Below are 25,612 nucleotides of genomic sequence, written 5' to 3'. Positions count from 1 at the left end.
CCCCATGTTCCAGCCACAATTCGTCGACGTCGACGATGTCCTGCTTCACGTCGAGACCGACGGCCCCGAGGACGGTCCGCCCGCGCTGTTCCTCCACGGCTGGCCCGATCTCTGGTTCACGTTCGAGCCGCAGATGACCGCGCTCGCCGAGCGGGGCTACCGGATACTCGCGCCGGATCAGCGCGGCTACGGCCTGTCTTCCAAACCGGCCACCGTCGCCGACTACGAGATGCCCCGGCTGGTCAACGACATGGTGCTGCTCATCGAGCGGCAGAACGCGGCGCCGGTGCACCTGGTCGGGCACGACTGGGGCGGGGCTGTCGCCTGGGCGGTGACGATCGAACGGCCCGATCTGGTGCGATCACTGACCATCGTCAACTGCCCGCATCCGAATGTCTTCGCCGAAGCGCTGACCCGCAAACCCACCCAGCTTCTGCGGAGCTGGTACATGATGGCGTTCCAAATCCCCGGCCTCGCCGAGACGATCCTCGGCGCACGCGGCGGCGCGGTCCTCGCGACGATGCTCGAACACGGTGCCCGCCTGAGTGAGGCCGACCTCGACCGGCACCGCGCCGTCTGGCGTCATCCCGGCACGATCCAACGGCCACTTTTCTGGTACCGCGCGCTGTTCCGCACGATGCTGCGATCATCCCGCGCCACCCCCGACCCGACGGTGCGCGTGCCGACCCAGATCATCTGGGGACGCCGCGACGGCGCGCTCGGCAAGCATCTCGCCAAGCCGAGCGCCGCCCTGTGCGATCGGTCCGAGCTGCACTGGCTCGACACACGACACTGGCCGCACCGTGAACAACCCAAGCACGTCACCGAACTCCTCGCCGCCTGGTTCGCACAGCACGCGGATCGGACCTGATCGATTGCTATCCTCCGGGTTTCCCGTCGGAAGGAGCCCGATGCTCAGATTCGCCCTGCTGGGTTTCCTGCTCCGGCAGCCGATGACGGGTTACGACCTGGCCATTGCGATCCGCTCCAGCATCCACTTCGTCTGGCCTGCCCAGCTCAGCCAGATCTACCGCACGTTGAGCCAACTCGAGGACAACGGTCTGGTGATGTCCGAAGTGGAGCCACAGCAGAGCAGGCCGGACCGCCGCGTTTACACGGTCACCGACGCCGGACGAGCGGCTTTCGGGTCCTGGATAGGCGAACTGGTCACCGAACTCGACCCGGTCCGGGTGCCCTTCATGGTCCGCTTCTTCTTCGCTGGATCCCGTCCGCTGGAAGACACTGTGACCCAGCTGCGGGTCATGCGCGAACTCCACGTCAAGGACCATGACCGGCTCGCCGTCGAACTGCCCGAACAGATCGCCGCCGCCACGGCTCTCACCGACGGCAACGAACTCGACTCCCTCATCTGGGACTCGGTCCGCCGAGCCGGCGAAATGATGGCGCAAACCTGGGTCGACTGGATCGACGAAACCATCGAACGACTCCAGCACGCCGCACGCACCGACCACGATTAACGCGGCCGCACTGTCCAATCGGGGGCGGGGCTCGTGCGGCTGGCGGGTGAGCCGAATGGCTTCGGTGGTGAGTTCCACGACCGCCGGGCCGTGGCCGGGGCGCTGACCATGCAGCGCCCCGGCCGCCCTGAAAGTGTCAACCCGGACTGTTCGATGATGGAGTTGAGAACGAAGGCCTCAAGCTGCTCAGATGTTGAGGTACCAACGCTGGTTGAGACGGCCGCCGTCGCAGGTGTGCAGGCTCAACTGGTCGTCACGGCCCTCATAGGTCGCGCAGAGGCCGGTTTCGTCGTTCCGAAGCTGTTTCTGGTTGTGCTCTCCGAGGACGCGCCACCGCTGCCCTGGGTCGTCGCCGTTGCAGTCCGCGCCGATGATCCGGCCGTAGTGAGCATTGGCGCACAGGTCGGTTCCCGTGTTCTGGATCGTCCGGTTGTCCCAGAAAATCCAGTGCTGGTTGTCGCTGCCACGGAAATCGCTGGTGATGGTGGGCTCGCCGTCCCACCACGTCTGCTGCCACACTCGCTCCGTACCGTTCGCCGACTCGATCACGTAATCGGGCGGTTCGTCCGCGGCGGCGGATGGCACGATCAGTGCTCCGGCAGCGGCGGCGGCCAGCAGGGCGGTGAACGCGGTACGCACCAACATGAGCTCTCCTTGTTCTCGAGGTTTTCGGCGCATGCCAGTACAACTCGCCCGGCTTCATCCCGGCGCGCGATCAACACCATCGAGAAGCCGAACCACCCACCGTTTGAGCGAATCCCGGGCGCGAGCACTCTCCGTAACCCATGCCTTGGCCGGTGACGGCGGATTCGGGCCACGACGGCAGGATGATCGATTGTCCCAGCGCCGGCATCGAAACCTTGAGCTGATGAGGGGGTGGCCACCCGCACCGGCGAGAGCGGGGGCCAACGATCACCTACTCCTCGGCTTCGTGCGCACGCGAGTTCGAGCCGGTCCGACGCTCGCTTACACTTCCGGGGCCGAATCGCGGGCATGCCGGCGGCGAACGCCACCCGCCCACGTGTTCTAGGCTGGCGGTGACAACCGGGTTTCCCGGCGTGACACCAGGGAGCAGGAGCGTGGGAGGAAAAAGAACGCGCAAGCCGACCCTGCTGGATGTCAGCCGCCTCGCGGGGACTTCGACGGCGGTCGTGAGCTACGTGCTCAACGGTGGGCCTCGTCCGGTCGCGGAGAAGACTCGGATCAAGGTCGAAGAGGCCATGCGGATGCTCGGCTACCGGCGCAACCCGCTCGCCGGGGCGTTGAGCGGTGGCCGGTCCAATCTCGTCGGCCTGTTGGTGCCCGACACCGCGAACGCGTTCTTCGGCGAGCTTTCGCGGTGCGTCGAGGCGGAAGGGCGTCGCCGTGGCCTGCTCACGTTGCTGGGCAACACCGGCTATCACCCATCCCGCGCGGACGAATACGGCGTGGCGTTCTCGGAGCTGCGACCTCGCGGGATCTTCGTGACGACCGGCGAGGAACCACAGCAGGACGACGAAACGCCCTGGGTGTACGTGCAATGGGCTGCCCCTGGGGCCGCTTCGCCGAGCGTGGTCTTCAACGACTTCGATGGTGCCAAGCTCGTCGTCGAGCACCTGCTCTGGCACGGCCACCGGGACATCGTCTGCGTCGCGGGCGAGATCGCCGTGGGCCCGGCGCACGGCCGTGAGGGCGGTTGGCGCAAGGCCATGGACGACGCGGGCCTGCCCACCGAGGGCAGGCTCATCCGGACTTCCTTCGACCGGGTCGAAGTGGGCCGGACGGTGCGACAGGTGCTTCAGAGCGACAACCGGCCCGAAGCGATCTACGCCACGACCGACGAGCAGGCGCTCGTGGCGATCCGCACGGCGACGAGCCTGGGACTGCGGGTACCGGGGGATCTGGCGGTCGTGGGCTTCGACGGGATCCGCGAGGCCCGGCTCGGGAGTTTTCCGCTCACCACGGTCAGTCTCCCGCTCGAAGAACTCGCGGCCCGCGCGTTCGACGCGCTGGACGAACCGGATTCAGGGGCGTTCGTGGTCTTGGACGGCGCGCTCAGCATCGGCGTGACCTGCGGATGCGAGCCCGGCGTGGCCGCCGGCACTTCGCAGGTGGACGCGGCTTCGGGCGTGTGACCACGCCGGTCCCGCCGCGGTGACGGCGGGACCGGCCACTCACCGCGCGGGCTCGTGCTCGTCCGACGCGTAGTTCGGGCTCAACGACAGCGCGCTGAACCGGAACGGGCGGTCGACGCGGTTGAAGCCGAGCGGGCAGTGGCGGATGCCCGCCGGGAGGTAGACCGAACCGCTCGTGGTGATCGTGTGCCGGACGCCTTCGATGTCGAGGTAGATCTCCGCACCGAGGTCGTCGACGTCGTTCGGGTCGTTGCCGTGCCAGATCAGGACTTCGTCGTAGTCGTGCTCGTGCTCCTTGACCCAGTGCACGGGAGTGTCGCACTCGGTGATCCACGTGTAGGTCAGGTGGATCTTGCTCTCCGGGACCTGCTCCGAGCGCATCAGCGCGAGCGCCGGGCCAACGTTGTCCGGTTCGACGACACCGGCGGCGGCACCTTCGTTCACGAGGTCGTCGATGCAGCTCTGCATCTTCCTCACGAACAGGCGCTCGTACGGACTTTTCATGGGTGTGCCTCCCTGTGGTTTCCCCGACGGTCGCCAGCGAGGCTAACAACTATCTAATCGCTTAGATAGACCTCTTCCCCTTGCTCGATACACGTCGTACGCTGTGCGGAACTTGGCCGAAACCCGGCCGGTGATGGAGATGTCTAATCGCTTAGAAAAGTCCGTTCGCCCCGGAACTGGAGTTGCCCAGTGTCGCGCAGTCCTCTTCACTCCGAGCCCGCTGCCGGGCCGAGACGTCGCTCGCTCGCTCTGCCGGCCGCCGTGCTCCTCGCCGCGGCCCTCGCGAGCTGTGCTCCGCCACCGCAGGCCGCGGACGGAACGGGCGGGACGCTGCGCATCGCCGCCGCGACGGACCCGGGCGAGACCCTCAACCCGTATGCGAGCAAGCAGAGTCCCACCCAGGAGCTGCGGAGCGCTCTCCTCTACGAGGGCCTCACCCACCTCGACCCCGCGGGCAAGGTGGAATGGCGGCTGGCCACGGACATGACCCCGAACGCCGATCGCACCGAGTGGACGATCAAGCTCCGGCCCGGGGTCAAGTTCACCGACGGGAGCGAGTTCACCTCGGCCGACGTCGTGGCCAGCATCAAGTACCTGCGCGACCCGGCGCACGCCGCACAGGGGCTGGCGTTCATCGAACGGGTCGACCCGGACGCCGTCACGGCGGTCGACAAGACGACTGTCCGGGTAGGACTGAGCAAACCCTTCGCACCGTTCAAGGACATCTGGGCGAACGTCCTGCTCCCGATGACCAAGGCGGGCTCGGCACCGGCGAAACCGATCGGGACCGGGCCGTTCGCCGTCAAGTCCTTCACCGCCGGCCGACAGTCCACACTGGAGCGATTCGGCGCATATTGGGGTGAGAGGCCCAAGCTCGACGTCGTGGACATCATCGAGTTCCCGAGCCAGCAGGCACAGGCGAACGCGCTGCTGTCCGACCAGGTCGACGTGGCATCGGGCGCGACCCCGGCTATCGCGAAGTCTCTCGCGGGCAAGAACGACATCCAGGTGCTCGAAAGCAAGGGCGATTTCACGCTGCGGATCGGCTTCAACACCAAGGTCGCACCGTTCGACGACGTCCGAGTACGCCAGGCGCTGCGCTTGCTGATCGACCGCGACCAGGTCGTGTCCAACGCGCTGGGCGGGTACGGCCGCGTGGCCAACGACCACGAAGGCGGCACTCCCCAGTGCGGTGACCCGGGTATCGCGCAACGCAAGCAGGACATCGAACAGGCCAAGAAGCTGCTCGCCGACGCGGGCAGGCCGAATCTGTCGTTCGCCATCACGACCGACGGTCTGCTGCCCGGCATGCAGGAATTGGCTCAGGTGTTCGCCGAGAACGCGGCCAAGGCCGGGGTGAAGGTCACCGTCGACGTCCCGACGGTGCCGGAGTTCCTGTCCAAATGGACTGACTGGCCGGTGTTCATCGACTTCAACCCGATTCCCTACCTGCCGACCGTGATCGGGTCACTGCTGCCGGGGCGCGTCGGGAACGCCACGCACTGGGACGACGGCGAGTTCATCCGGCTGGCCGACGAGCTCTTCGTGGCGCCCGAACAGCAACAGTGTTCGATCATGAACCGGATGCACAGGATCGAGCACGAACAGGGCGCGATGATCACCCCCGCGTTCGTCAACGTGCTCCTGCCGCACCGCGGCACCGTCCGCGGGCTGGTGCCGGACGTCAACGGCCGCTCGCTCACCTTCCTGACGAACGTGACCGTCGCAGGCTGACCCGGAGGGGGATGGCATGTCTCATCTGACAACACGGTCGTCGACCGATTCGAACACCGCGACGGTCGCGTGGCTGGTGCGCAGAGTCCTCCTCGGGATGCTGATTCTCGTGCTGGTCTCGGTGCTGCTTTTCCTCGTGACGCAAGCGCTGCCAGGAGACGTGGCGCGGATCGTCCTCGGCAAGGACGCGACGGCCGGGCAGGTGGCGGAACTCCGCCTCCGGCTCGGCCTCGATCAGCCACTCGTCACCCAGTACTGGGACTGGCTCACCGGCGTGCTCACCGGCGAAATGGGCACCTCCCTGCAGAACGGTGAGCCCGTCGCGGGCATCATCGGCCCGAGGGTGCTCAACTCGTTCACCCTCGGTCTCCTCTCGATGGTGCTGATCCTCCCGCTCGCGGTGGTCATCGGTGTCTTCAGCGCGCACAAGCGGGACAGTCCGCTGGACAGGGTTTTCGTAGCGGCGTCCTCGCTGTTCACGGCACTGCCCGCGTTCGTCGTGGGAATGCTGCTGATCGCGTTCTTCGCCACCTCGGTGCTGGGCGTGCTCCCAGGGGTATCCGACATCCCGCCAGGAGACATGCCGTGGTGGTATCCGGCACGGCTGGTACTTCCGGTCGCCACGCTCACGCTCATGGGTGTGATGTACCTCGGCCGCCTGGTCCGGGCTTCGTTCATCGACGCGATGAACAGCGAGTACGTCCAGATGGCGGTCCTCAAGGGACTCAGCGACCGCCGGATCCTGTTCCGCCACGCGCTTCCCAACGCGATCGCGGCGAGCCTCCCCGCTGCCAGCCTCGTCACCGCGGTGACGATCACGGGCGTCGTCGTGGTCGAGTACGTCTATTCGTACCCCGGCCTCGGCACAGCGGTGGTCAGCGCCGTCAATTCCCATGACCTGCCGGTGATGCAGGCGGGCACCCTCATCCTCGCGGCCGCGTACTACGTCTTCAACCTGCTCGCGGACCTCCTCGCGGTGATGGGGAGGCAGCGATGAGAACCCGGGAAGTCACGGTGCTCGGGCGCGCTCTGCGCACCGGGCAGGCCCGGCTCGGCCTCACGCTTCTCGCGATGGTCGCGCTCGTGGTCGCGTTCGGACCCTTCTTCGCCCCCTACGCCCCGGACGCCATCGTCGGGCCGCCGTTGGAGACGCCGAGCACGAGGTTGTTGCTGGGCACCGACATTCTCGGTCGTGACGTCTTGAGCCGCCTGTTGAACGGGGGATTCGCCCTTTCCTGGATGGCGGTTCTCGCCGCGGCACTCGGCGTCGTCCTCGGTTGCGTCGTCGGCCTCACCGCCGCCTACCGCGGTGGGGGTGTGGACGCGGTGCTCATGCGGTCCATGGACGTTCTGCTCAGTTTTCCGGAGATCATCTTCGTCCTGCTGTTCGTGTCCATGCTCGGTCGGAGCACCCTGTTGACCGCCGTGCTCGTCGGCGTGGCGTTCGTGCCCGGTGTGTCCCGGGTGATGCGCGGCGCGGCGCTCCCGGTGGTCGGCAGTGAATACGTGCTCTGGGCGAAAGCCAACGGGTTGCCACTGCGGCGGCTTCTGCTCCGGGAGGTGCTTCCCGGCGTGACCTCGCCGCTCATGGTGGAGACCGGGATGAGGCTGGTCTGGGCGGTGTCGGCGATCGCGTCGCTGAGCTATCTCGGGTTCGGTATCGCGCCACCCGCGGCCGACTGGGGCCGGATGGTCGGGGAGAACCAGGACGGCCTGCCGGTCGCTCCGCTGGCGGTCCTGGCGCCGATCGCGCTGATCCTCATGATGGCGCTGGGCGGCAACCTTGTCGCCGAGTCCGTGGCCAGAGCGGTCGGCCGTACGGAGGGAAAGGTCTGAAATGCGCAAAGAAGTGGTCATCTCCGGCGTCACGGTCTCCCTGGACGCCACTGGCGACGACATCGTCAGAGATATCGGCTTCGAACTGGGCCGCGGTGAGGTCATGGGCGTGGTCGGGGAGTCGGGCTCCGGCAAGAGCACGCTCGCGCTGGCTCTGCTCGGGTTCGCCAGGAATGGCGCGACGATCACCGGCGGACGGGTGATCATCGACGGCGTCGACCTGCTCACGCTGCCGGAAAAGGTGCTGCGCCGCACGCGGGGAGCCAAGGTCGCCTACGTCCCGCAAGATCCGGCGACGGCGCTGAACCCGAGTCTGAGCCTCGCGACCCAGCTGACCGAAGGACTGCGTTTACCCAAGCGTGAGGCGCTCTCGCGCGTCCGCGGGTTGCTCGACACCGTTCGATTGCCCAGTGACGACGCGTTCCTCGGTCGCCGTCCTCGCCAGCTCTCCGGTGGACAGCAGCAGCGCGCGGCCATCGCCATGGCGGTCGCGGCCGGACCGCGGCTGATCGTGTTGGACGAGCCGACCACCGGCCTCGACGTCTCCACTCAGGCGCGCGTACTCGAACTGGTCCGGGATCTCTGCCGTGACAACGACATGGCGGCGATCTACGTGTCACACGACCTCGCCGTGGTGGCCGATGTCGCCGACCAGGTGACCGTCATGTACGGCGGCGAGGTCGTCGAAAGCGGTGGCACCCGCGACGTGCTCACGCGTGCCACCCATCCGTACACCCGCGCCCTCCTTGCCGCCGTGCCGTCCGCGAGCCGCCGTCACCACCTCGTCCCGATCCCCGGACGCGCCCCCAGCCCCGGCGAAAGCCGGCCCGGCTGCGTCTTCGCGCCTCGATGCGGCCACGCCGCGGCGGAATGCACGTCTACCCGTCCTCATCTCGAGCCCGCGCCATCGGGCACGCTGGTGCGTTGCCTGCGGACGCACGAGGCGGTGCGGGCACCCCGGAACCCGCCGCGAGCGGCCGGGCCGCGTGCGGTTTCCGACCATGCCGTGTTCTCGGCAGCCGGGCTGAACGCGGGCTACGGCGGCAGGCAGGTTCTCTTCGACGCGTCCTTCAGTCTGGCGCGGGGCGAATGCCTGGCCGTCGTCGGCGAGTCGGGCAGCGGCAAGACCACGATGTCGCGTTGCCTGGTCGGCCTGCACGAGGAGCAACGCGGCACGCTGACGTTCGAAGGGCGCCCGATCCCTCCTACGGCGGGCGAACGAACGAAGGAAACCCGCCGCGAGGTCCAGTACGTCTTCCAGAACCCCTATGGCTCGCTCAACCCCCGTCGCAGCGTGGAAAACAGCCTTGCCGTGCCGCTCCGGCACTATTTCGGCGCGACCAAGCGCGAGGCGGGACAGCGGGTGCGTGAAGCGCTCGAACGAGTCGAGATACCGGCGCGGTTCGCCGGGCACTCTCCGGCCGAACTGTCCGGAGGGCAACGCCAGCGTGTCGCGATCGCGCGTGCCCTGGTATGCGAGCCGAAACTGCTCATCTGCGACGAGGTGACATCGGCACTCGACGTGTCGGTACAGGCATCCGTCGTGGAACTGCTGCGCTCCCTGCTGAGCGACGGCCTGTCCGTGATTTTCGTGACCCACGACCTGGCGGTGGTCCGAAGCATCACCGACCAGGTCGTGGTGCTCAGCCAGGGCCGGGTCGTGGAGTCTGGCACGACCGAGTCCGTACTCACGGAACCCGCGCATCCCTACACCCGGAGCCTGATGGCAGCCACCCTCGAAGTCCCCCTCATGACGTGATCCGGCCCGGATGTGCAAGCGAGGCCCGGTCACCCCGGGAACGATGCGGTTCGCGCGGCATGGAAGCCGTGATCACCACGAAAGGTCTCACCGCACTCGAGCAAGCTGCGCCCAGTCACGCCCAGGAGGTCCGGCGCCTCGTCGTCGACCGCCTCACGCCTGAAGAACTCGACCAGTTCGCCGGCACCGCCACCACGATCCTCGAGAATCTGCAAGCAGACCAGCCGCCCGGCTAGCGGCGGCCAGGGCTCAACTCGGTCGCACTGCCGGACGAACGTTGCCGCTACTCCGGCGGTGTGCGACGCCTGCGGGGTCGGACCGCCTTTCCCGGTGGAGGCGGCCCGGTCGAAGACTGCGTGATCTCAGTGCTCGGCGCCAGTGCGCAGCGCGGCGCGGCGGACCCGCCAGGTAGCTCCAGCAGTCCTCGCGGCGGCGATTCGGACATCAAGCCGGTGCCGGACCGGTAGTGTGCCGGTACTCGATGCTCCACCTGCGAAAAGATATTGGGGTACCCGATGAGCATGGATGAGGCCGCGCGTGTGGCTGCGTCAGTGGACAAGGTCTCGGTGGGGCGAGTGTATGACTATCTGCTCGGCGGGACGCACAATTACGCCGTCGACCAGGCCTTCGCCGAGAAGCAGCTCGCTGTGCTGCCGGAGATCCGGGACTTCGCCCGCGCGAACCGGGCGTTCCTCGGCCGTGCCGTGCGGTACATGGTCGGACAGGGGATCCGGCAGTTCGTGGACATCGGCTCCGGTCTGCCGACACAGGGCAACGTTCACGAGGTCGCCGACGAGGTGGCCCCGGGTGAATGCCGGGTGGTGTACATCGACAACGAGCCGATCGCCCGGGCGCACGCGCAGATCTTGCTCGAGGAGACCGCGGACCCGAACCGGCATGCCGCGCTGGACGCTGACTTCTTCGACCAGGGTGCGCTGTGGGAACGCGTGATGGATACCGGGTTGATCGACCGGAGACAGCCGATCGGGTTGCTGCTGGTGGCTCTGTTGCATTTCATGCCCGACGAGCAGAACCCGCACGCCGCGCTCGGTTTCCACCGCGCCATGCTTCCTCCCGGGAGTTTCCTGGCCGTGTCCCACATTCACGTCGCGCCCGAGGACGTGGAGACGCAGAACGCGGGCAAACGGGTGGCGCAGGAGTACGGCCGGCGGACCAACCACACCGCGATCATGCGCTCACGCGAGCAGATCGCCGGGTTCTTCGGCGACCTCGAACTTGTGGAGCCGGGTCTGGTGTGGCTGCCCCAATGGCGACCCGATACCGCAAGCGCTGGCAAAGACGCCGCACGGTCGCGCGGCTTGGCCGGTGTGGCAAGCACCTCCTGAACGCGGATTCGAGTACCCGGATGGCCCGCTCTCGTAGTCACGATGAAGGACCAGCGGACGGCCACGCAACCGCGCGGCTTCGCGGGCGTTGTCAGGCTTTGACAGGCACAGATGTGCTCTGACTCTCCGAAGTCCGTGGCGCCGGCACGAGATGCCCGCCGCGCGCGGTTTCCGGCCGCGGCAGCAAACCGGAGGCGTATCCGGCTTGGAAGTACGCCACCGTGTCGGTCAGGATACGGTTCAACAGCGCGACTTTCGCAGGGTCCGGCTTCGCGAGGCGGGTCGCGGAGAGGAACGCCGCCCACCACGGCACGAGATCGCCGAGTTTCGATGCCGTGTGGCCGTCCAGCGGTGCCAGAACGTTCGCCACCCCGTTCCCGATGTCGGCGGGGGAGGGATGCGCGGCGGGTAGCTCGTCCTCGACCAGTTCGATCAGCAGCGGGTTGTCGGCCAGGTCGATCACCTGCGCGGGCTCGTGGGCGACCGTCTGGTCCGGGTTGGTGTCGAACCGCGGCGGTACCCGGCTGACGTAGGTGACCCGGTGCAGCAGCCGCCACGCGCCCTGCCCGGTCAGCTGGACGTTGCGCAGGGCCACCGCGTCCGGGTCGCTACTCGAGGTCAGCCATTCCTTGTCGATCACCTGATTGTGGAACGTCTCGCCATTGTCCGCCGAAGGCGGCAAGTAGATCGACATGAACCGGTAGGCGTCGACCTTGCCGGGGCAGTAATCCGGGGTGTAGCCGGTCTCCGCGTGGTAGCCCTGCAGCATCGGATCGCCAGGGCAGGTCACCGCCAGTGACAAGTCTCGCGACTCGTTCTCCGACTTGCCGACCTGGACTTTGACGTGTCCGCCGAACAACGCGTCGATCGCGCCGTACAGACCGTATTGGGCGGTGAAGGTGACCTCTCCGGTGAGGCCGGTCAGGTGCGTGTAGTCGCTGAATCCGGTGTAGACGCGTTCGTGGGCGGCGGAGAACTGCTCGGTTTCGGTGTGCAGGCCGCCGGACGCCGTCCAGACGTACCGGTTGGCGATACCGCGGGTCGGGACATTCCTGCCGAAGTCGTAGAACTGCTTGTCCTTGATCCCGTCCAGGTCGGCGCTGCCCTTCTCGCCGAGGCTCGCCGCCTTGAACTGGTTGTACCTGCTTCGCATGGCCGCGTCGGACTTCGCTATCTTCGCGGCCAGCCGGTAGGCCTCGTCCGGTTTGAAGTAGCTGCCTCTGGCGACGTCGGCGCGCGGGTAGTCGGGGTCGTTGACCAGGCCGACCTTCCCGTCCAGCGTCCCGTTCTTCACGTACCGCGGGTCGATCTGGAAGGTGATGATGTTGCGGTCGGGCGGGATGTCCGGATCGGGCAGCACCATCTTGCCGACCATCGCCCCGGTGGAGTGCAGCCGCATCGCGTACAGGTCGGCCGTCATCGACTCGACGAGGGCGTACCCGAAGTTCAGCGGCTGGTAGCGGCGGCCGACCACCGGGTTGAGGTAATCCGACCGGTCCGGCCGCGCCTGTTCCCACATCCCCCGCAGTCCCAAGGTGTCCGTCGTGGTGCGGGTCCACGCGGAGAGGTACGTTTCGTCCCGCTGGCGGGCGATTTCCAGGTTCGACTTGTGCCGGGCGCCGATCTTCCCGGTACCGGCGGTGAGCAGATGGGTCCACGCCAGCACGGACGCGCTGTCCGCCCATTTCGCGGCGACCCCGGCTTTCGTGTCGATCTCCATTTCCACCGCGGTTTTGTAGTCCGACGACGTGAACTTGACCGACGTGCTCTCCTCGGACCGGACGGTGATCGTGGACGCGTCCTGATAGGAGTTGTAGCCGAACGGGCTGTCGTAGAGCGGGCGGGACAGGTTCTCGCTGGGCACCGGCGGCGCGCCCTCGATGTACCCGATCAGCGTGGGCCGGGTCTGGATCTGGCCCAGGTACACCAGATCCGTCTCGCCCATGCCGTAGCCGGTGGACAACGTGAGCGCGGTGTCTTCGAAGAAATAGGCACGACGCATCACCGCGTAGGGCGTGCCGTCCCCGTGGGTCTCCATCTCCGGGTATTCGACGACCGCGGCCTTGCCGGAAAGCGGGCGCTGGAACCGGGTCCGCGGACCTTGGTAGACGTTGGTGAGCTGAGGACCCTCGTTCGCGACAGGAGCGGTGGAGGCGACATAGCCGGGCGAGCCGACGAGACGCCCGTTCGCGCCCCGGCCGGTCAGGTCCGCGCTGGTGTCGTCCAGGGACCAGTAGCCTGCCAGGTCGGTCTCGTCGCCCTTCAGGTTCCGGAACAGGGTGGACGTGATCTGGGAGCGGGTGCGCACGGAGCGCCAGATCCGTACCTCGGCCAGCGATCCGGTGAGGGTGTCCTGGAACTGTCCCGTGCTCTGTCGGTAGGCGCCGAAGGTGCACTGGTGGTACCCGAGATAGCCGTCGACTTCGCCGGCGGGCAGCACCGCCCCGATCGGCAGGCCGTCGTGGTAGCACCGGTACCGGCCGACGTTCTGCAGCACACCCCACAGATCCGTGTCGGTGAGCAGGAAGTCGTTGTCGTTCACCGAATCCGCGGCGACATTGCCGGAACCTTCGGTGAACCACCACGCCGAAACCACGCCGTGGTCGGTGTCGGCGGCTTGATTGCGCCGCAGTACCGATCGCACCTGGGCCGCGGACAGGCCTACCGACCAGAATCGCAGCCCGCCCAAGGCGCCGGTGAAGCGCGCTTGCGCTTCCCAGGCCACCGGGCCCGCCTTCGACGGCGGAGTGCCGATGCCAAGGGTCAGTGGTGCCGAGGAATCGACGGACGTCACGGTTTTCGCGCCACTCAGTGTCGTCTGTGCCGTTCCGTTCTCGAAACCGTTGACGTAGATCGTGAGCGTGCACCGCAGGCCCGCCTTGACTTGAGCCGAAGTCAGCGTCACGGCGATGTGGACGGCTGGGCCGGTCAGGACGGATGCGCTGCTCCGCACGGTCAGGCGGGTCCGGTCACCACTCGCCGGGTCGGCGAATCCAGCCGTGCAGAACGGATTCCCGTCGGCGTCCAGCGCGAGCCGGAACGACTGGTCCTTCCCGGATCTTCCCCACTGCGCGAGGATCGTCTGCTGCAGACCGGTGGAGCCCGCCCCCTGCACCCAGCAGTCGATGCTGAACTGGCCGTCGAACGTGAGGTCGCCCGGTTCGGGGCAGACGCCGTAGGCCGGCGGAGCCGCGCCCGCGCCCGCGAGGTTGAGTCTCAGGGCACCGGCCGCCTGATAGCTGACAGCCACATGGTTCCACTCGCCGGGACGCAGGCGCGCGCGGGCTCGCACTGGCGCCGTCCCGCCGACGCCGGCGACGATGCCGAGGAACGGGTCGTCGTCGCTGGAGCCGACCGCTTGGGATTTGGCGAGCTTCAGTTGGGCGTCGAGCGCGGACCCGGTCGCGGTCGCGTGGTTGGCGAAGACCGACTTGGCGGTGGTGTGCCCCTCGGCCAAGGACCAGGCGCCCTCCAGTCCCGGTTCGCTTCCGGTCAGCGCGGCGGTGTTCGTCTGGCGCAGTTCCGCGGCCGTCCTGGCGAAGGACCAGAGCCGCACATCCGACAGCGCGCCGAACATGCTGACATGCGGGCCGATCGCCGCGCCGATCGCCAGCGACGGCGAGGTCGACCTCGACGGTGGTTGCAGCTTGACGTTCCGCACGGTGTTGACCAGCACGGCGCCGACGTAGATCTTCAGCGTCCAGGTCCCGTTCTGCCATGCGCCCGTCGCCGCGACATGCGACCAGACACCGGCGGGCAGGGGATTCCCCGCGGTGAGGTAACTCGACTTCGGCTCGTGGCTTTGCGGCCGGTAGCCCAGCGAGAGGTGGCGCCCGACGTCGAGACCGAGATTGAGCAGCGGGGTGCTTTTGCTCTTCGCGTCGCAGACCTGCAGGACGCTGCCGAGCCGGTTCGCCTTGGGACACGGCTTCGAGTCCGGTTTGATCCACGCCTCCCAGGTGAAGCCGGTGGGGCCGGGCGTGAACGCGGGGTTCGACGGCACCGCGAGGTAGGAGCTTGGGGTGTTCTTCTTCTGGGTGAAGGCGTCGAAGCGCACTGTGGGCAGGCCGGCGACGCCGAGATAGTAGGTCGGCGTAAGTTCGCCCAGCCCCTTCGCCGGCCCGTTGTCGTAGGTGATCACCGTGGCCGGGTCGCTGCCTTCCGGCCGGATCCAGGACTCCATGGTCCAAGCCGGTCGCGGCGCCAGCTGGGTGTTGGTGAGTGCGACGCTCATCGCCTGGCGGCCGTTCAGCGTGAGCGCTTTCGCCTGATGCGCGGCCAGCCACTTGCCGTTGTCGCCGGTCACCGTCCGGGTACTCGTGCCGTCCACCGCCCGCGGTGCCCGGCCGAACAGGGGACTTTCCGGCGGGAGCGCGGTCATCGCGATCATCGCCCGGCCGACGGTGCCGTCCGGCGGTGCCGGGGTCAGCGACCGTCCCTGCCAGCTCGCCGCGTCGACCTGCCCGGCGGCGAGATCTCCCACGTCGGCCGGTTGGAGCACGTCGAACAGCACCGAGCCACCGCGCAGATCCAGGGGAGTGGTGAAGGTCTGGTCGGCGACAGGCCCGGGTTTCGGATCGGCTGAGATGTGGCCGAACACCGCGTCGGCCGCGCTCCAGGCACGCAACCGGGCGACGAAACCCGCCTGCTCACGGGGTACGTTCTCGAGTTTCACGGCGGGCCGTCCGCCAGTGACGAGGGAAACGGTGCAGTGCGCCGGATCGCCGTCCGCCGGTGAGACCGTCAGCGACGGGTTCCCGGTCGTCTTGCCGAAGAGCAAGATGCTGCCACCGCCGGTGCTCAACGCGTAGACGGGTGTGTCGGCGTCGGCCTGGTGATAGGGGTAGGTCGCCGGATCCGCGTCACCGTTGAGGACCGGCACCGCGTTGACGGTGCCTGCCGGCACCGCTCGCCAGGTCTGCACCGCGGTGACACCGGTGTCGGAGGTGTAGCGCATGATCAGATCCACCGTCCCGTTCGCCGCGGCGGTGACCTCGACCCGCGAGAGCGGCATGTCGGGACGGTGGGAGATCAGCACGAGCCTGCCGGCCGATGCCAGGGGCAACCGTACCGACGGCTGGTGGCCCAGGAAGTCGTAGTACGGCCGGGTGCCGGACAGGACCGCTTTGTCGGCGGGGTCGTCGGAGAACGCACCGTTGAGGACCGAGACCATGGTCCGGACGTCTCGCGGGACACCGCCCCAGTTCTCGTGCGGCAGGCCGGCGGCGGTGCCGTAGTCGATCGTCACGTCGCAGAGGTCGGACGCGGTGACGCCGTCACGGACGCAGGGCGCCACGGTCGCCGCGACGTCGTCGAACGTGCTGCCACTGCGCCGGGCGATCAACGTGAACGTGCCGGTCTGGTCGTCGGCGTTCCAGGGCATCGTGAGCCGGGTCCTGGTCACCGTGGGGTCGTACTGGGCGACCGCGAAAGCTTCGGTCCCCGCCGGGCTGGACGGCTGGGGGAAGTAGCAGTGCACCAGCCCGTCGGCACTGTCGAGGACGGCGGGTGCGGCGGCCGGTCTCGGTGTGCCCAGCAGGACCGCGCTCACCGTGCCGGCACCGGCCGAGCGCACCGCCTTGGCGGGGACGGGGTGGTCGCCGGTGCCCGGGGTGAAACCGCCGCCGTTCAGCGTGCCGTCGATCAGCACACAGCCGATCCCCGCCGGGAACATCGGGATGGTCCCGTCCGGCAGCACGCCGAAATCGTAGACCGCCAGTGCTCCTGGCAGCCTGGCCCCGGCGTTGGCGACCGGGACGGTGACGCACAGGCGGACGGCCCTGCGCAGGCTAGACGGCAGACTCGGCTCCGCGCCCGTCCTTTCCAGCTCGGCGTACAGGCTCGCGCCGACACCGGCGGCCGGGGTCAACGGGGTGCTCTTTCCCGAATTCCAGAGCGTCGGGGTGATCGTGAAAGTACGTGCCAGCGCCGGATCGACCTCGATGCCGCCCGTGCCGTCCTGCGGATACGAGACGAAGGTGAGGATTTCGCCGGTGACGGCGATGATGTGCCAGCGGCGGACATCGGCGTCCGAAGTGGGCGCGAGGACGACGTCGAACCGGCCGCCGGTGATACCGGACAGCGCCGACAGTTCGATGGTGGGCTCCGGGAACGGCTCGTCGATCATGTTGCGGAAGCCGAGTTCGTCGCCAGGGCCCGCCGGCGCGTCGCGGCGCTCACTGCGCCGGTACCGCACCTCCCACACCCGCTCCATCCGCCATTCGCCTTGGATCTCACCGTCACGCGAGCCGCTGGTCTGCTGTGGCGGAGTCCGCACGAGCGCGAAGCGATCCACGTAGAGAGTGCCGGAGGCGGACTGGCGGAAGCACGAGATGTACCTGCCGTCGGTGACCGCCCGGAAAGGCGCATCCGCGGGCTTCGGAGCAGCGGCGGCCGAATCGACGGTGATCAGGTCCATGCCGGCGATCCGCAACAGTGGACGGTCATCCGCCGACCCGGCGGTTTTCCCGGTGAGCCGCAGCTCGTTCCAGCCCGCCCATTCCTGGGGAACGCCAGGATCCGCCCCGGAGACACGCACGTTGTAGTACAGCGAATCGACCGCCGTGCCGGCTTTCCGGGCGAGTAGCACCACTGTTCCGGCGAGGGTGAGACCGACGGGATCGACCAGCGTAATACCGTTGCAGTCGGTCGAGGGCCAGTTTTGTTCCGAGATCGTCATAGCTGTCCCTCACTCGGGGAAACGTTGGCGACCTTTCATGTTATTGAGGCAGGAGCATTCGGGCATCCCCCTGGAATAGTGAAAGAAGGTGACGCACCGTTTTTCCGGACGGCGGTTGGTGAGCCTGTTCGGGACGATGGCTTTCCGACAGTGTGTTCCTCCGGAATTCAGCGCGGAGGTCGGTTCTCCTGAAGCCGGTAGACCGTGCCGCCGTGAACGACCAGGACGGCGCCGATGGTCGAGCCGGGTTCGGCGTGGCTGCGCTTGGCCGGCGTGGCACGCATCCAGTGACCGGATGCCGTGGGCCGGTTGGGCCGCCGGTGAGGTTGGGGTGCTGCTCTTTACCGGGGGAGAGCAGTCGTGTCGGTGATTCTGGTCGCGTTGTGCCGGTCATGCAGGAGGCGGCGGCCGATTTCACTTCGTTGGCGAGCAGGGGCGCGCTCCGTGCACGGGGCGGTTCGGCGCCGAAGACAAGTCTGGTCGGTCCGGTCGACCAGGCCGTGGTCGCACTGGCTTGCGCTTGGAACCGGTTGCACCCACGCCTGGCCCGGAAACTCCTCATCATCGAGGGAACCGTGAGCCGCCCCGAGAGGTTGATCGGCCGCCATCCGGAGCCATCCCGCACGGGTCTGGCTCTGTCATTCAGGTATCAATCTCGATACAGCTGAGTCAGACCTTCTCTGCCAAGCGTTCCTGCGACGATTCGACGTCGAGTACACCTTCCGCTGGTTCGGCGCGCTCGTTGATGACCGGAAAGCGGATTCCCACCCGGACCCGTGCCACGAGTGCGTACTTCCACGGCAAGTATCCGCGCCTGTGCCGCGTCAAAGGTCTCGATTCCGGCTTCGCGTTGCGGCGTTGGTGCGACGGCGACCAATACCAGGTGAGTGAGGTCACCACGTAATGGACAGAGGGTGATCTCCGACCCCTCGGTTGTGGCCTTGACGGTCACCCCGGCCGATTCGGGACAGTAGAGGCAGCACGCACGACACACGAAGCGGACGGAGACTTTTGTGCTGTACAACCCCTTGACGGCGAGGCCCAGAGCAAGAAAGCGGCAGTCGCCCGGAATCACCGTTGACGCTGCCGGGCGGAACCGGTGCAGCGAATACGGCTTCTCTGCCGGGGAACGGCTTCGACCCAGTGAACGTGTCACAGTTCCGGTGTGATTCCGCCGTCCCAGGGTCCGGACAATTCGATGCGCGAAGCTCTCGACGCCAAAATCTACGACGATCGTATGCGCGCTGACGGGCTGTCACGGTCTTTGCCTTCATCGAAGTCGCGACAGCTCATCGGCTCGTGCGATGACCTGATCGGGCAGTGACTTCGTCTCAGCTCGCGGTATGGCACCTCACCTGAATGCAAGGAGTAGTCATGTCCGGCATCAGCCAGCCCCAATCGCACCGAGAGGTCGTGGAAATCGCGTTGTGGCAGACGCTTTTTTCGGAACCGGACACCGCCGCGATGTCCATGCTCTCGCAGTTGAACTCCCAGAGTCAGGAGCAGGTGGTCGGCAACGTTGCCCTGCAACACGGCAGCGAACTGCCCGACCTGGGACCGCTGTCGAGCTTCGGCTCGTGGGAGAACGTGGCCAGCACGCTGCTGTTCAAGACGGCGGTCATGAGCGGCTTCGACCCGGGGAGCCTGACCTTCGACCCGGTCGCCTGGGACAACTACCTCAAAAAGGCGGCCACGATTCCGTTCTTTCTGTCGTACACGTACGACAACCGCAATGTTTCCCTTTCCGCACCTTCCCTTGACATCATCATCGACGCGGTGTCGGACCTGGTGCAGAATTTCCTGAATCCGCAGAACTTCGATGACGTCAAGACGACCATCCAGAAGATGGCCGCGACGACGGTCCGGAACAAAACCGAGCCGGAGAAAGTCAGCAATCAGCAGCTCGGCATCCTGTCGCGCCATGACGGCGGGCTCTACCTCGGATTCGTCCGGACCGCCTCGGTGATGCAGTACAACCAGGACAAAGGAGGATACGATCCGCCGCCGCAGACCCTCACCATCTACCGCGGCTACGGCGCGCTCGACTTCGAAAGATGCCTTCGTAACGCCAACACGCTGCTCACGTGGGGCACCCACGTGAATGCCTGGGTCAGGGACACGAGCAGCTACGCCGTGAAACCCGACGGCAGTCCGGCTTGACCAGCCGGGTCTTCTCGCCACACCTCGTTCTCTTTCCCTGTGCAGCATTTCACCCGTAGACAAGGAGTATTCATGTCCGCCATCAGTCAGTCCCAGGTTGACCGCGAAGCCCTGGAAGTCGCGCTGTGGCAAACACCTTTTCCTGAGTTGGAGGCCGTCGCGGCGGACGTGCGCTCACGGTTCGACTCCGACAGCAACGACCAGGCGGTGGGCAACAAGGCAGGAGGAGACGGCAGCTCTCTGCCGGATCTCGGGCCCCTGTCGAAATTCGGGTCGTGGGAGTCCGTCGCCAGCACCATCGTGCACAAGTCCGTGACTCTCAGCAAGTTCAACCCGGGAAGCGCGAACTTCGATCCGGTCGCTTGGAACAACTTCCTCTACAAGTTCTCCACGATTCCGTTCTTTCTGACCTACACCTATGACAACCGCAATGCGTCGATCAGCAAGATATCCCTGGAGAAGGGGGTCAACGCGGTGTCGGACCTGGTCGAGAACATCATGACGCCGGAAAACTTCCAAGGCATCGTGACGACCATCAAAAAGATCGCCACGCTGGCGCTCGAGAACGAAGGGCAGAAGCAGAAGAACTCCAACCAGCAGGTCGGGGTCCTGTCGCGCCACAACCAGAATCTCTACCTCGGAGCCGTCCGGACCGAGGTGGAGATGGAGTACAAGTCCGGCAAGGGATACGAGCAGCTCCAGCAGACTCTCAAGGTCTACCGGGGTTACGGCGTACTCGACTTCGAAAAGTGCAAGCGCAACGCCGAGACGCTGCTCAAGTGGGATGGCAAGGACGTGGAAGAGTGGGAGAACGAGACGGCGAGCGCCCCGAAGCCGCCGAACCAAAGTCCCGCCTGGAACAACTGAGGCGGTTCGGCGTCTTTTCCCATTCACCTGGCTCCCGGGGGCGGTGGCCCCCGGGACCCCCTACTCCGGCAGGTCTCATGTTCTCCGAAGAATTGCTGTCCGCCAAGGGAGCGACGGGCTTGACCTTCACCCAGGTCCTTACCGAAAACCTCCGTCACTCGGACAGCGGCTACACGTTCATAAACCAGGACGGGCGAGAGCACTTCGTGAGCTGGGCGGAGTTGTCACGCGAGGCGCTGCACCGGGGACGTCGGCTGCTCGGAAGCGGCTTGCGCAAGGGAGAGCGCATCGCGCTCATCATCCCCGAGGAGCGGGAGTTCGTTTTCACCTTCCTGGGCGCGGTCTCGGTGGGCGTCGTCCCGGTACCTCTGTACCCGCCCTTGGGCTTCGGCAAGTTCGAGGCGTACTGCGAGGACGCCGCCCACATCCTCCGCGCGGCGGGAGCCCGCGCGGTCTTGGCGCCCTCCAGCCTGGCGGACCTGCTCGCCCCAGTCCTCCAGTCGGTCGAGGGTCTGCGGCTCCTCGTCCCGGAGGAGTTCTTCGCCGAGCCCCTCGTGGGGAGTGTGCCCCGGCCCGAGGCGATCCTCGCGGAGGATGTGATGTTCTTGCAGTTCACCTCGGGGAGCACCGCGGCCCCCAAGGGAGTACGGGTCACGCACGCCGGCGTGCTCGCCAACTGCGCGGCCATCATCAGCGCCCTGCGCCTCGATCGCGCGCGAGACCGGGGTGTGAGCTGGTTGCCCCTGTATCACGACATGGGGCTGGTCGGTTTCGTGCTGGCGCCGCTGATCGCGCGCTGCCCGGTGACCTTCCTCCCGACGCTGCGTTTCGCACTTTCACCGAGGACCTGGCTGGAAACGGTGAGCCGCCACCGTGCGACCGTGACCTTCGCGCCCAACTTCGGCTTGGCGCTGGCCGTCAAGCACACCCCGGTGGAGGAGCTCCAGCGGCTGGACCTGTCCTGCTTGCGGATCGTGGGCTGCGGTGCCGAGCCCAACCATCCGGAGACATTGCGTTCCTTCGGGGCACACTTCGCGAGGGCGGGGCTGCGGCCAGGAGCGGTGTCGCCGTGTTACGGCATGGCGGAGGCGACGCTCGCGATCTCGCTGGGGGAGAGCGGAGTTCCGTTCGCCCTGGATGTGATCCAGAAAGAGCCCTACCACGCGAGCGGTCTCGCTTGGCCCGCTTCGAAGGCGGAGGCCCCCGGGTCCCAGGTGGCGTTTGTTTCCTGCGGACGCCCCATCGCGGGGCACCGAATCCTCATCGTGGATGAGGAGGGGAACCCGCTCCCGGATCGGCACATCGGCGAGGTGGTCTTCCAGGGGCCGAGCGTAGCCGCGGGCTACCACGGTGACGTGGAGGCGACCCGGCGGAGCTTCACCGCGCAGGGCCTGCGCACGGGGGACTGCGGATACCTGGCGGAAGGCCTCCTCTACGTGACGAGCCGCAAGAAGGATGTGCTGATCATCAATGGGCGCAAGCACGATCCTCAGACGGTGGAGTGGGCGGCGGCCGAGGTCCCCGGCCTGCGCAAGGGCAACGTCGTGGCCTTCACCCGGCCAGGCCCGGCCACCGAAGAGGTGGTGATCGTCGCCGAGTTCCGGGAAGGGGACGCCGCCGCGGTGGCGCGGCAGGTCCGCGGTCACATCCAGGCGAAGCTGTCGCTGTCCGTGGCGGAGATCCTCCTGCTGATGCCGGGAGAGCTGCCCAAGACCTCCAGCGGCAAGGTGAAGCGGCACAAGACACGGCAGCAGTACCTCGACGGAACTCTCCACGATGGGGCGTTCCCTCAGGCGAGCTGAACACCATCCCTACAGGGCAACGAGGAGTAGCCATGAACACCTGTCTGACCGGCCGAGAACGAGCGCGGCTGCACTCGCTGATCCGCGAGACGCTGGACCTCGGCGGCGCGGAGTGTCCCGAGGAGATCGAAGACACCACCATGGTGAGAGAGCTGCCGGGGGTCGACTCCCTGAAGCTCCTCCGCCTGTTGGGCCAGGTCGAGCTGGGCTTCCGGGTCAATCTGGGCTTCGAGGCGATCCCTCAGGTGCAGACGGTGCGGGACATCGAGCGATTGATCTGCGCTTCGCGCGAGCAGTACGCCGCGAGTACGTCCTGAGTACCGGAGGGCGACCGTGAAGACCCTGCTTCAAGAGCAGTCGCGGCGGGAAGCCGTGGAGATCGCCATGTGGGCGGAGGGCAGGCAGGCGCCCCCGCGGGAAGTGCTGGCGCAGTTCGAGCTGTTGGGCACCGACGGCCGCGAACGCGGCGACAGCGACCAGGAGACAGAGGTCGGCAATACCTGCAAGGGGGACGGCAGTGAGCTGCCCGGCCTGGGTCCGTTGGTGTCCTTCGGCTCATGGCAGTCCGTGGCCGCCACCATCCTGCGCAAGACCGAAGAGTCGGCCGCCTTCGATCAGTCGTCCACGTTGTTCGGCCTCATCTCGTGGATCCTCTTCGAAAACCAGTTCAAGACGATGCCGTTCCTCGCCAATGTCATCAGCGACAGCCGCAGTGTGTCCATCTCGTCGCTTTCCCTGTCGCCTGCCATCTCGGCGGTGACCGACCTGGTCGGAGGGCTGGTGACGACGGACGCGCTCACGGGCATCATCAACTCCCTCAAGAAGATCGGCCAGCTCGCGGTCGAGAACAAGGGACGGGAGGAGAAGAACAGCAACGTGCAGCAGGGAGTCCTCACCGTGGTGAACGGGGATCTGCGACTCGGGCTGCTCCGGACCACGGTGCGGATGAAGTACGAGACAGGCAAGGGGTACCAGCAGCTCAATCAGCAGATCACCGTCAGCCGCCTTTTCGGGAGCCTCGACTACGCCAAGTGTGTCCGTAACGCCGGGACACTGCTGGAATGGGACGGTCAGGACGTGAACGACTGGGTGCACAGGGCATCCAGCTCAGCCTACCCACCCAACACCAGTCCAGCCTGGGGTAGCTGAATCGCTCTGCTGCCGGGTGACGCGAAGAGCTGGTGTGTCCTCGGTGGTGGACGTGCCAGTCAGCGCCATGGCGGAGACAGCCGGAGCTCATCGCGAGTTCAGCCGGCGATCAGGTTGACAGCGTCCGCGCGAGCGTCGGCATGTGCGCGGCCCAAGTAGTCCGCAGGCGCGACTGGACAAGATGGCGAATCAATACCCGGCCGGGCTTCGACACTGCCGACCCCAGCAGGACGCTGTCGTGTTGTGTGACGAGAGTCGCCATCTCGGCCCAGCGAGTCGCATCCGCCGCACGCTTTTCGTACGGTCCGTCGCGTCCGGGGCATGCCGACCCTGGACCCGGCGAACCGGCCGGTCCGGTGTGGAGAGGCCACACCGGACCGCACCCGGGTCAGCGGTCTTCGGGCTTCGCCGACTCAGCTTCGGGATTTACCGGAGGCGCGCTGCGGCGGAAGTCCGCTTCGGTCCGCACCTGTGTGCGGTTCGGGTTCGCGACGAGGCGGGGAGTGGTGTTCTCGTTCACGGGCGGTCCTTTCGACTGTTTCCAGTCTCCGGATACCCCGGGCGGCCTTCGTTGAACAGTGGTTGAGACCACTCGTGATGCTCACCTCATCGACTGGCGTTGCCGACCCCGGACTGCTTCCCGCAGGGAGCGGCGAACTTCAGTGAGAACCGGTCCCCGACGCGACGACGGTGCCCCCAGCTGAAGCCGAAGCCCCGGCGGTGCTCGGTCTCGCGACGAGATCGATCGGCTTCGACGCCATACCTGCCTCCCGCGAGCGCTGCTAGTACTCGACGTCGAAGAGCAAACAGGCTGGCTGCGACCGTAGTTCAGGCAGCCGCAGGTTGCGGGCGGCCACGCTGGAGATACGCGGCTGGGCGTGGTAGCGCGCTTCAGGCGTCGCCGCGTCATGCGGGTAAGACGGCAGGCTCGGGAATCAACGGGACCCGCTTGTTCTTCCTGTCCGTCGCGGCGTCTTTGAGGGCCCATCCCGGCGGCCATTTCGCCGATGACGGGTCCGCCGTCGCGCCCACCATCGACGCGAACTGGCTGAACCACGCACCGTTCCACGATCCAGCGCCGAAAGTCGCGGCCTTGAACCCGGCGTCGCCGCCGAAAGTCGCCTCCTCGAAGCCGGCGTACTCGGTGAAGGTAGCCCCGCCGAACCAGGCGTTCTCAATGAAGGTAGCCCCGCTGAACCAGGCGTATCCGGCGAAGGTAGCGCCGCTGAACCAGGCGTTCCCGGTGAAGGTCGCGTCGCTGAACCCGGCCTTCGCCGTGAAGGTCGCTTTGCTGAACCCAGCCCATCCGATGAAGGTCGCCCCGGTGAATGTGGCGGTGCGGACATGGCACCGGCGGAGGTCGAGGTTGATCAGGGTGGCGGCGCTGAGGTCGAGGTCGATGCCGGGCCAGAAGGTGTGGAGGGGGCGACGTGGGCGGTCACCGGGGTCGAGGTGGCGGGTGAGGATGCGTTGGGCGGTCAGCCGCACTTCGCGTTCCTGCCTGCGTTCGTCCCCGTCGGCGGTGGGGGATGGGATGGGGTTGCGGCGGGGGAGGGCGCCGCGGGTGCGAGGCTTGCGCGGCGATGCCGCCAGGCCGCCCAGCCTCCGGGCGCCGGGCTTGTCGGCGGGTGGGATGTAGGGGGCGCGCAGGTAGGCGCAGATGACGTCGACGACGGTTTGGCGGTGGTCGGGGTTGTCCTGGGCGACGCGTTCGAGTGCGTAGAGCGCGCCGTGCCGGACCGGAGCCTGGTCTGAGCCGAGTTGTTCGACGGCTTTGACATAGAGCTCGGTGAGGCGGCGTTCGGCGGCGTCGTGCTCGGCGGACCATTGCCGCCGCCAGGCCAGTACCAACGTCATGATCGCCCCGGTCCCGGCGCCGACGGCCAGCGCGGTGCGGATCAGCTCCAAACGGCCGGATGAACTGCTGTGTTCCAGGACGCGCAGGAACACGAAGACAGCGATCGCGATGACGACCACGACCGGCACCACGAGCACCAGGACGGGGTGCCACCAGGACACCGCCGACGGGGAATGGCGACGAAAGCGTGCGCGTGTAAGCATGCCACCACCATCCCGCTGCGGTGGCACAGCGTTACCCGCGGAGGAGACTCCGTCCGCGGCCGAGACCGACGGCGAAAAGTCGACGTACTTCACCTTCGCGCCGACCGCACCGACCTGCACTTC

Annotated in this window: 19 protein-coding genes; 14 read left to right on the top strand and 5 right to left on the bottom strand. The window is 67.0% G+C overall.

Going from position 1 to position 25,612, the window contains the following annotated elements; genetic code table 11:
- Positions 1-4 precede the first annotated feature (4 nt).
- A complete protein-coding gene (locus tag AVL48_RS10775) occupies positions 5-871 on the top strand; it encodes an alpha/beta fold hydrolase (protein WP_061982624.1) in 867 nt (288 codons plus the stop codon).
- 40 nt (positions 872-911) lie between these two features.
- The gene (locus tag AVL48_RS10770) at positions 912-1,478 is read left to right on the top strand and encodes a PadR family transcriptional regulator (RefSeq protein ID WP_061982625.1); all 567 of its coding nucleotides are present in this window, start codon (positions 912-914) and stop codon (positions 1,476-1,478) included.
- A gap of 186 nt (positions 1,479-1,664) precedes the next feature.
- Here the strand turns inward: AVL48_RS10770 and AVL48_RS10765 are convergent, their stop codons facing one another.
- The gene (locus AVL48_RS10765; protein ID WP_061982626.1) at positions 1,665-2,123 is read right to left on the bottom strand and encodes a ricin-type beta-trefoil lectin domain protein; all 459 of its coding nucleotides are present in this window, start codon (positions 2,121-2,123) and stop codon (positions 1,665-1,667) included.
- A 434-nt stretch (positions 2,124-2,557) separates the two neighbouring features.
- Between AVL48_RS10765 and AVL48_RS10760 the strand changes: the two genes are divergently transcribed.
- The gene (locus AVL48_RS10760) at positions 2,558-3,592 is read left to right on the top strand and encodes a LacI family DNA-binding transcriptional regulator (protein WP_061982627.1); all 1,035 of its coding nucleotides are present in this window, start codon (positions 2,558-2,560) and stop codon (positions 3,590-3,592) included.
- A 39-nt stretch (positions 3,593-3,631) separates the two neighbouring features.
- Here AVL48_RS10760 and AVL48_RS10755 read toward each other — a convergent pair whose 3' ends face one another.
- Positions 3,632-4,096, bottom strand: a complete 465-nt coding sequence (locus AVL48_RS10755) for a hypothetical protein (RefSeq protein ID WP_061982628.1) — start codon at positions 4,094-4,096, stop codon at positions 3,632-3,634.
- Positions 4,097-4,285: 189 nt separating this feature from the next.
- Here AVL48_RS10755 and AVL48_RS10750 point away from each other — a divergent pair, with 189 nt between their 5' ends.
- The 6 genes from AVL48_RS10750 to AVL48_RS10725 all read left to right on the top strand — a co-directional run bounded on the left by AVL48_RS10750 (position 4,286) and on the right by AVL48_RS10725 (position 10,771).
- Entirely contained in the window at positions 4,286-5,830 is a 1,545-nt protein-coding gene (locus AVL48_RS10750; protein WP_061982629.1) for an ABC transporter substrate-binding protein, read from the top strand.
- A 16-nt stretch (positions 5,831-5,846) separates the two neighbouring features.
- On the top strand, positions 5,847-6,827 hold the full coding sequence (locus AVL48_RS10745) for an ABC transporter permease (RefSeq protein ID WP_061982630.1): 981 nt from the start codon (positions 5,847-5,849) through the stop codon (positions 6,825-6,827).
- A complete protein-coding gene (locus tag AVL48_RS10740) occupies positions 6,824-7,666 on the top strand; it encodes an ABC transporter permease (RefSeq protein WP_061982631.1) in 843 nt (280 codons plus the stop codon). The genes AVL48_RS10745 and AVL48_RS10740 overlap by 4 nt, the downstream gene beginning before the upstream one ends.
- Before the next feature lies 1 nt (position 7,667).
- Positions 7,668-9,425 (top strand): ABC transporter ATP-binding protein, encoded by a 1,758-nt coding sequence (locus AVL48_RS10735; RefSeq protein ID WP_061982632.1) that lies wholly within the window; start codon positions 7,668-7,670, stop codon positions 9,423-9,425.
- 59 nt (positions 9,426-9,484) lie between these two features.
- Entirely contained in the window at positions 9,485-9,661 is a 177-nt protein-coding gene (locus AVL48_RS10730; protein ID WP_208616261.1) for a hypothetical protein, read from the top strand.
- 285 nt (positions 9,662-9,946) lie between these two features.
- The gene (locus AVL48_RS10725) at positions 9,947-10,771 is read left to right on the top strand and encodes an SAM-dependent methyltransferase (RefSeq protein ID WP_061982677.1); all 825 of its coding nucleotides are present in this window, start codon (positions 9,947-9,949) and stop codon (positions 10,769-10,771) included.
- A 91-nt stretch (positions 10,772-10,862) separates the two neighbouring features.
- Here the strand turns inward: AVL48_RS10725 and AVL48_RS10720 are convergent, their stop codons facing one another.
- A complete protein-coding gene (locus AVL48_RS10720) occupies positions 10,863-17,450 on the bottom strand; it encodes a LamG domain-containing protein (protein ID WP_061982633.1) in 6,588 nt (2,195 codons plus the stop codon).
- 1,374 nt (positions 17,451-18,824) lie between these two features.
- Between AVL48_RS10720 and AVL48_RS10715 the strand changes: the two genes are divergently transcribed.
- The 5 genes from AVL48_RS10715 (at position 18,825) to AVL48_RS10695 (ending at position 23,428) form a co-directional block, all read left to right on the top strand.
- A complete protein-coding gene (locus AVL48_RS10715; RefSeq protein WP_061982635.1) occupies positions 18,825-19,610 on the top strand; it encodes a hypothetical protein in 786 nt (261 codons plus the stop codon).
- A 72-nt stretch (positions 19,611-19,682) separates the two neighbouring features.
- On the top strand, positions 19,683-20,477 hold the full coding sequence (locus tag AVL48_RS10710) for a hypothetical protein (RefSeq protein WP_061982636.1): 795 nt from the start codon (positions 19,683-19,685) through the stop codon (positions 20,475-20,477).
- Between the two features lie 77 nt (positions 20,478-20,554).
- A complete protein-coding gene (locus tag AVL48_RS10705; RefSeq protein ID WP_061982637.1) occupies positions 20,555-22,279 on the top strand; it encodes a fatty acyl-AMP ligase in 1,725 nt (574 codons plus the stop codon).
- A gap of 32 nt (positions 22,280-22,311) precedes the next feature.
- Positions 22,312-22,596 (top strand): acyl carrier protein, encoded by a 285-nt coding sequence (locus AVL48_RS10700; protein ID WP_061982638.1) that lies wholly within the window; start codon positions 22,312-22,314, stop codon positions 22,594-22,596.
- 16 nt (positions 22,597-22,612) lie between these two features.
- Positions 22,613-23,428 (top strand): hypothetical protein, encoded by an 816-nt coding sequence (locus AVL48_RS10695; protein ID WP_061982639.1) that lies wholly within the window; start codon positions 22,613-22,615, stop codon positions 23,426-23,428.
- A 388-nt stretch (positions 23,429-23,816) separates the two neighbouring features.
- Here the strand turns inward: AVL48_RS10695 and AVL48_RS40520 are convergent, their stop codons facing one another.
- Positions 23,817-23,948 (bottom strand): hypothetical protein, encoded by a 132-nt coding sequence (locus AVL48_RS40520; RefSeq protein WP_279626654.1) that lies wholly within the window; start codon positions 23,946-23,948, stop codon positions 23,817-23,819.
- Positions 23,949-24,334: 386 nt separating this feature from the next.
- Positions 24,335-25,489 (bottom strand): pentapeptide repeat-containing protein, encoded by a 1,155-nt coding sequence (locus tag AVL48_RS10690; protein WP_143104803.1) that lies wholly within the window; start codon positions 25,487-25,489, stop codon positions 24,335-24,337.
- Positions 25,490-25,612 lie beyond the last annotated feature (123 nt).

The organism is Amycolatopsis regifaucium (assembly GCF_001613935.1).
Classification (GTDB): domain Bacteria; phylum Actinomycetota; class Actinomycetes; order Mycobacteriales; family Pseudonocardiaceae; genus Amycolatopsis; species Amycolatopsis regifaucium.
Note: the sequence above shows the minus strand (reverse complement) of the source record. Positions and strands in the feature narration are given on the sequence as shown.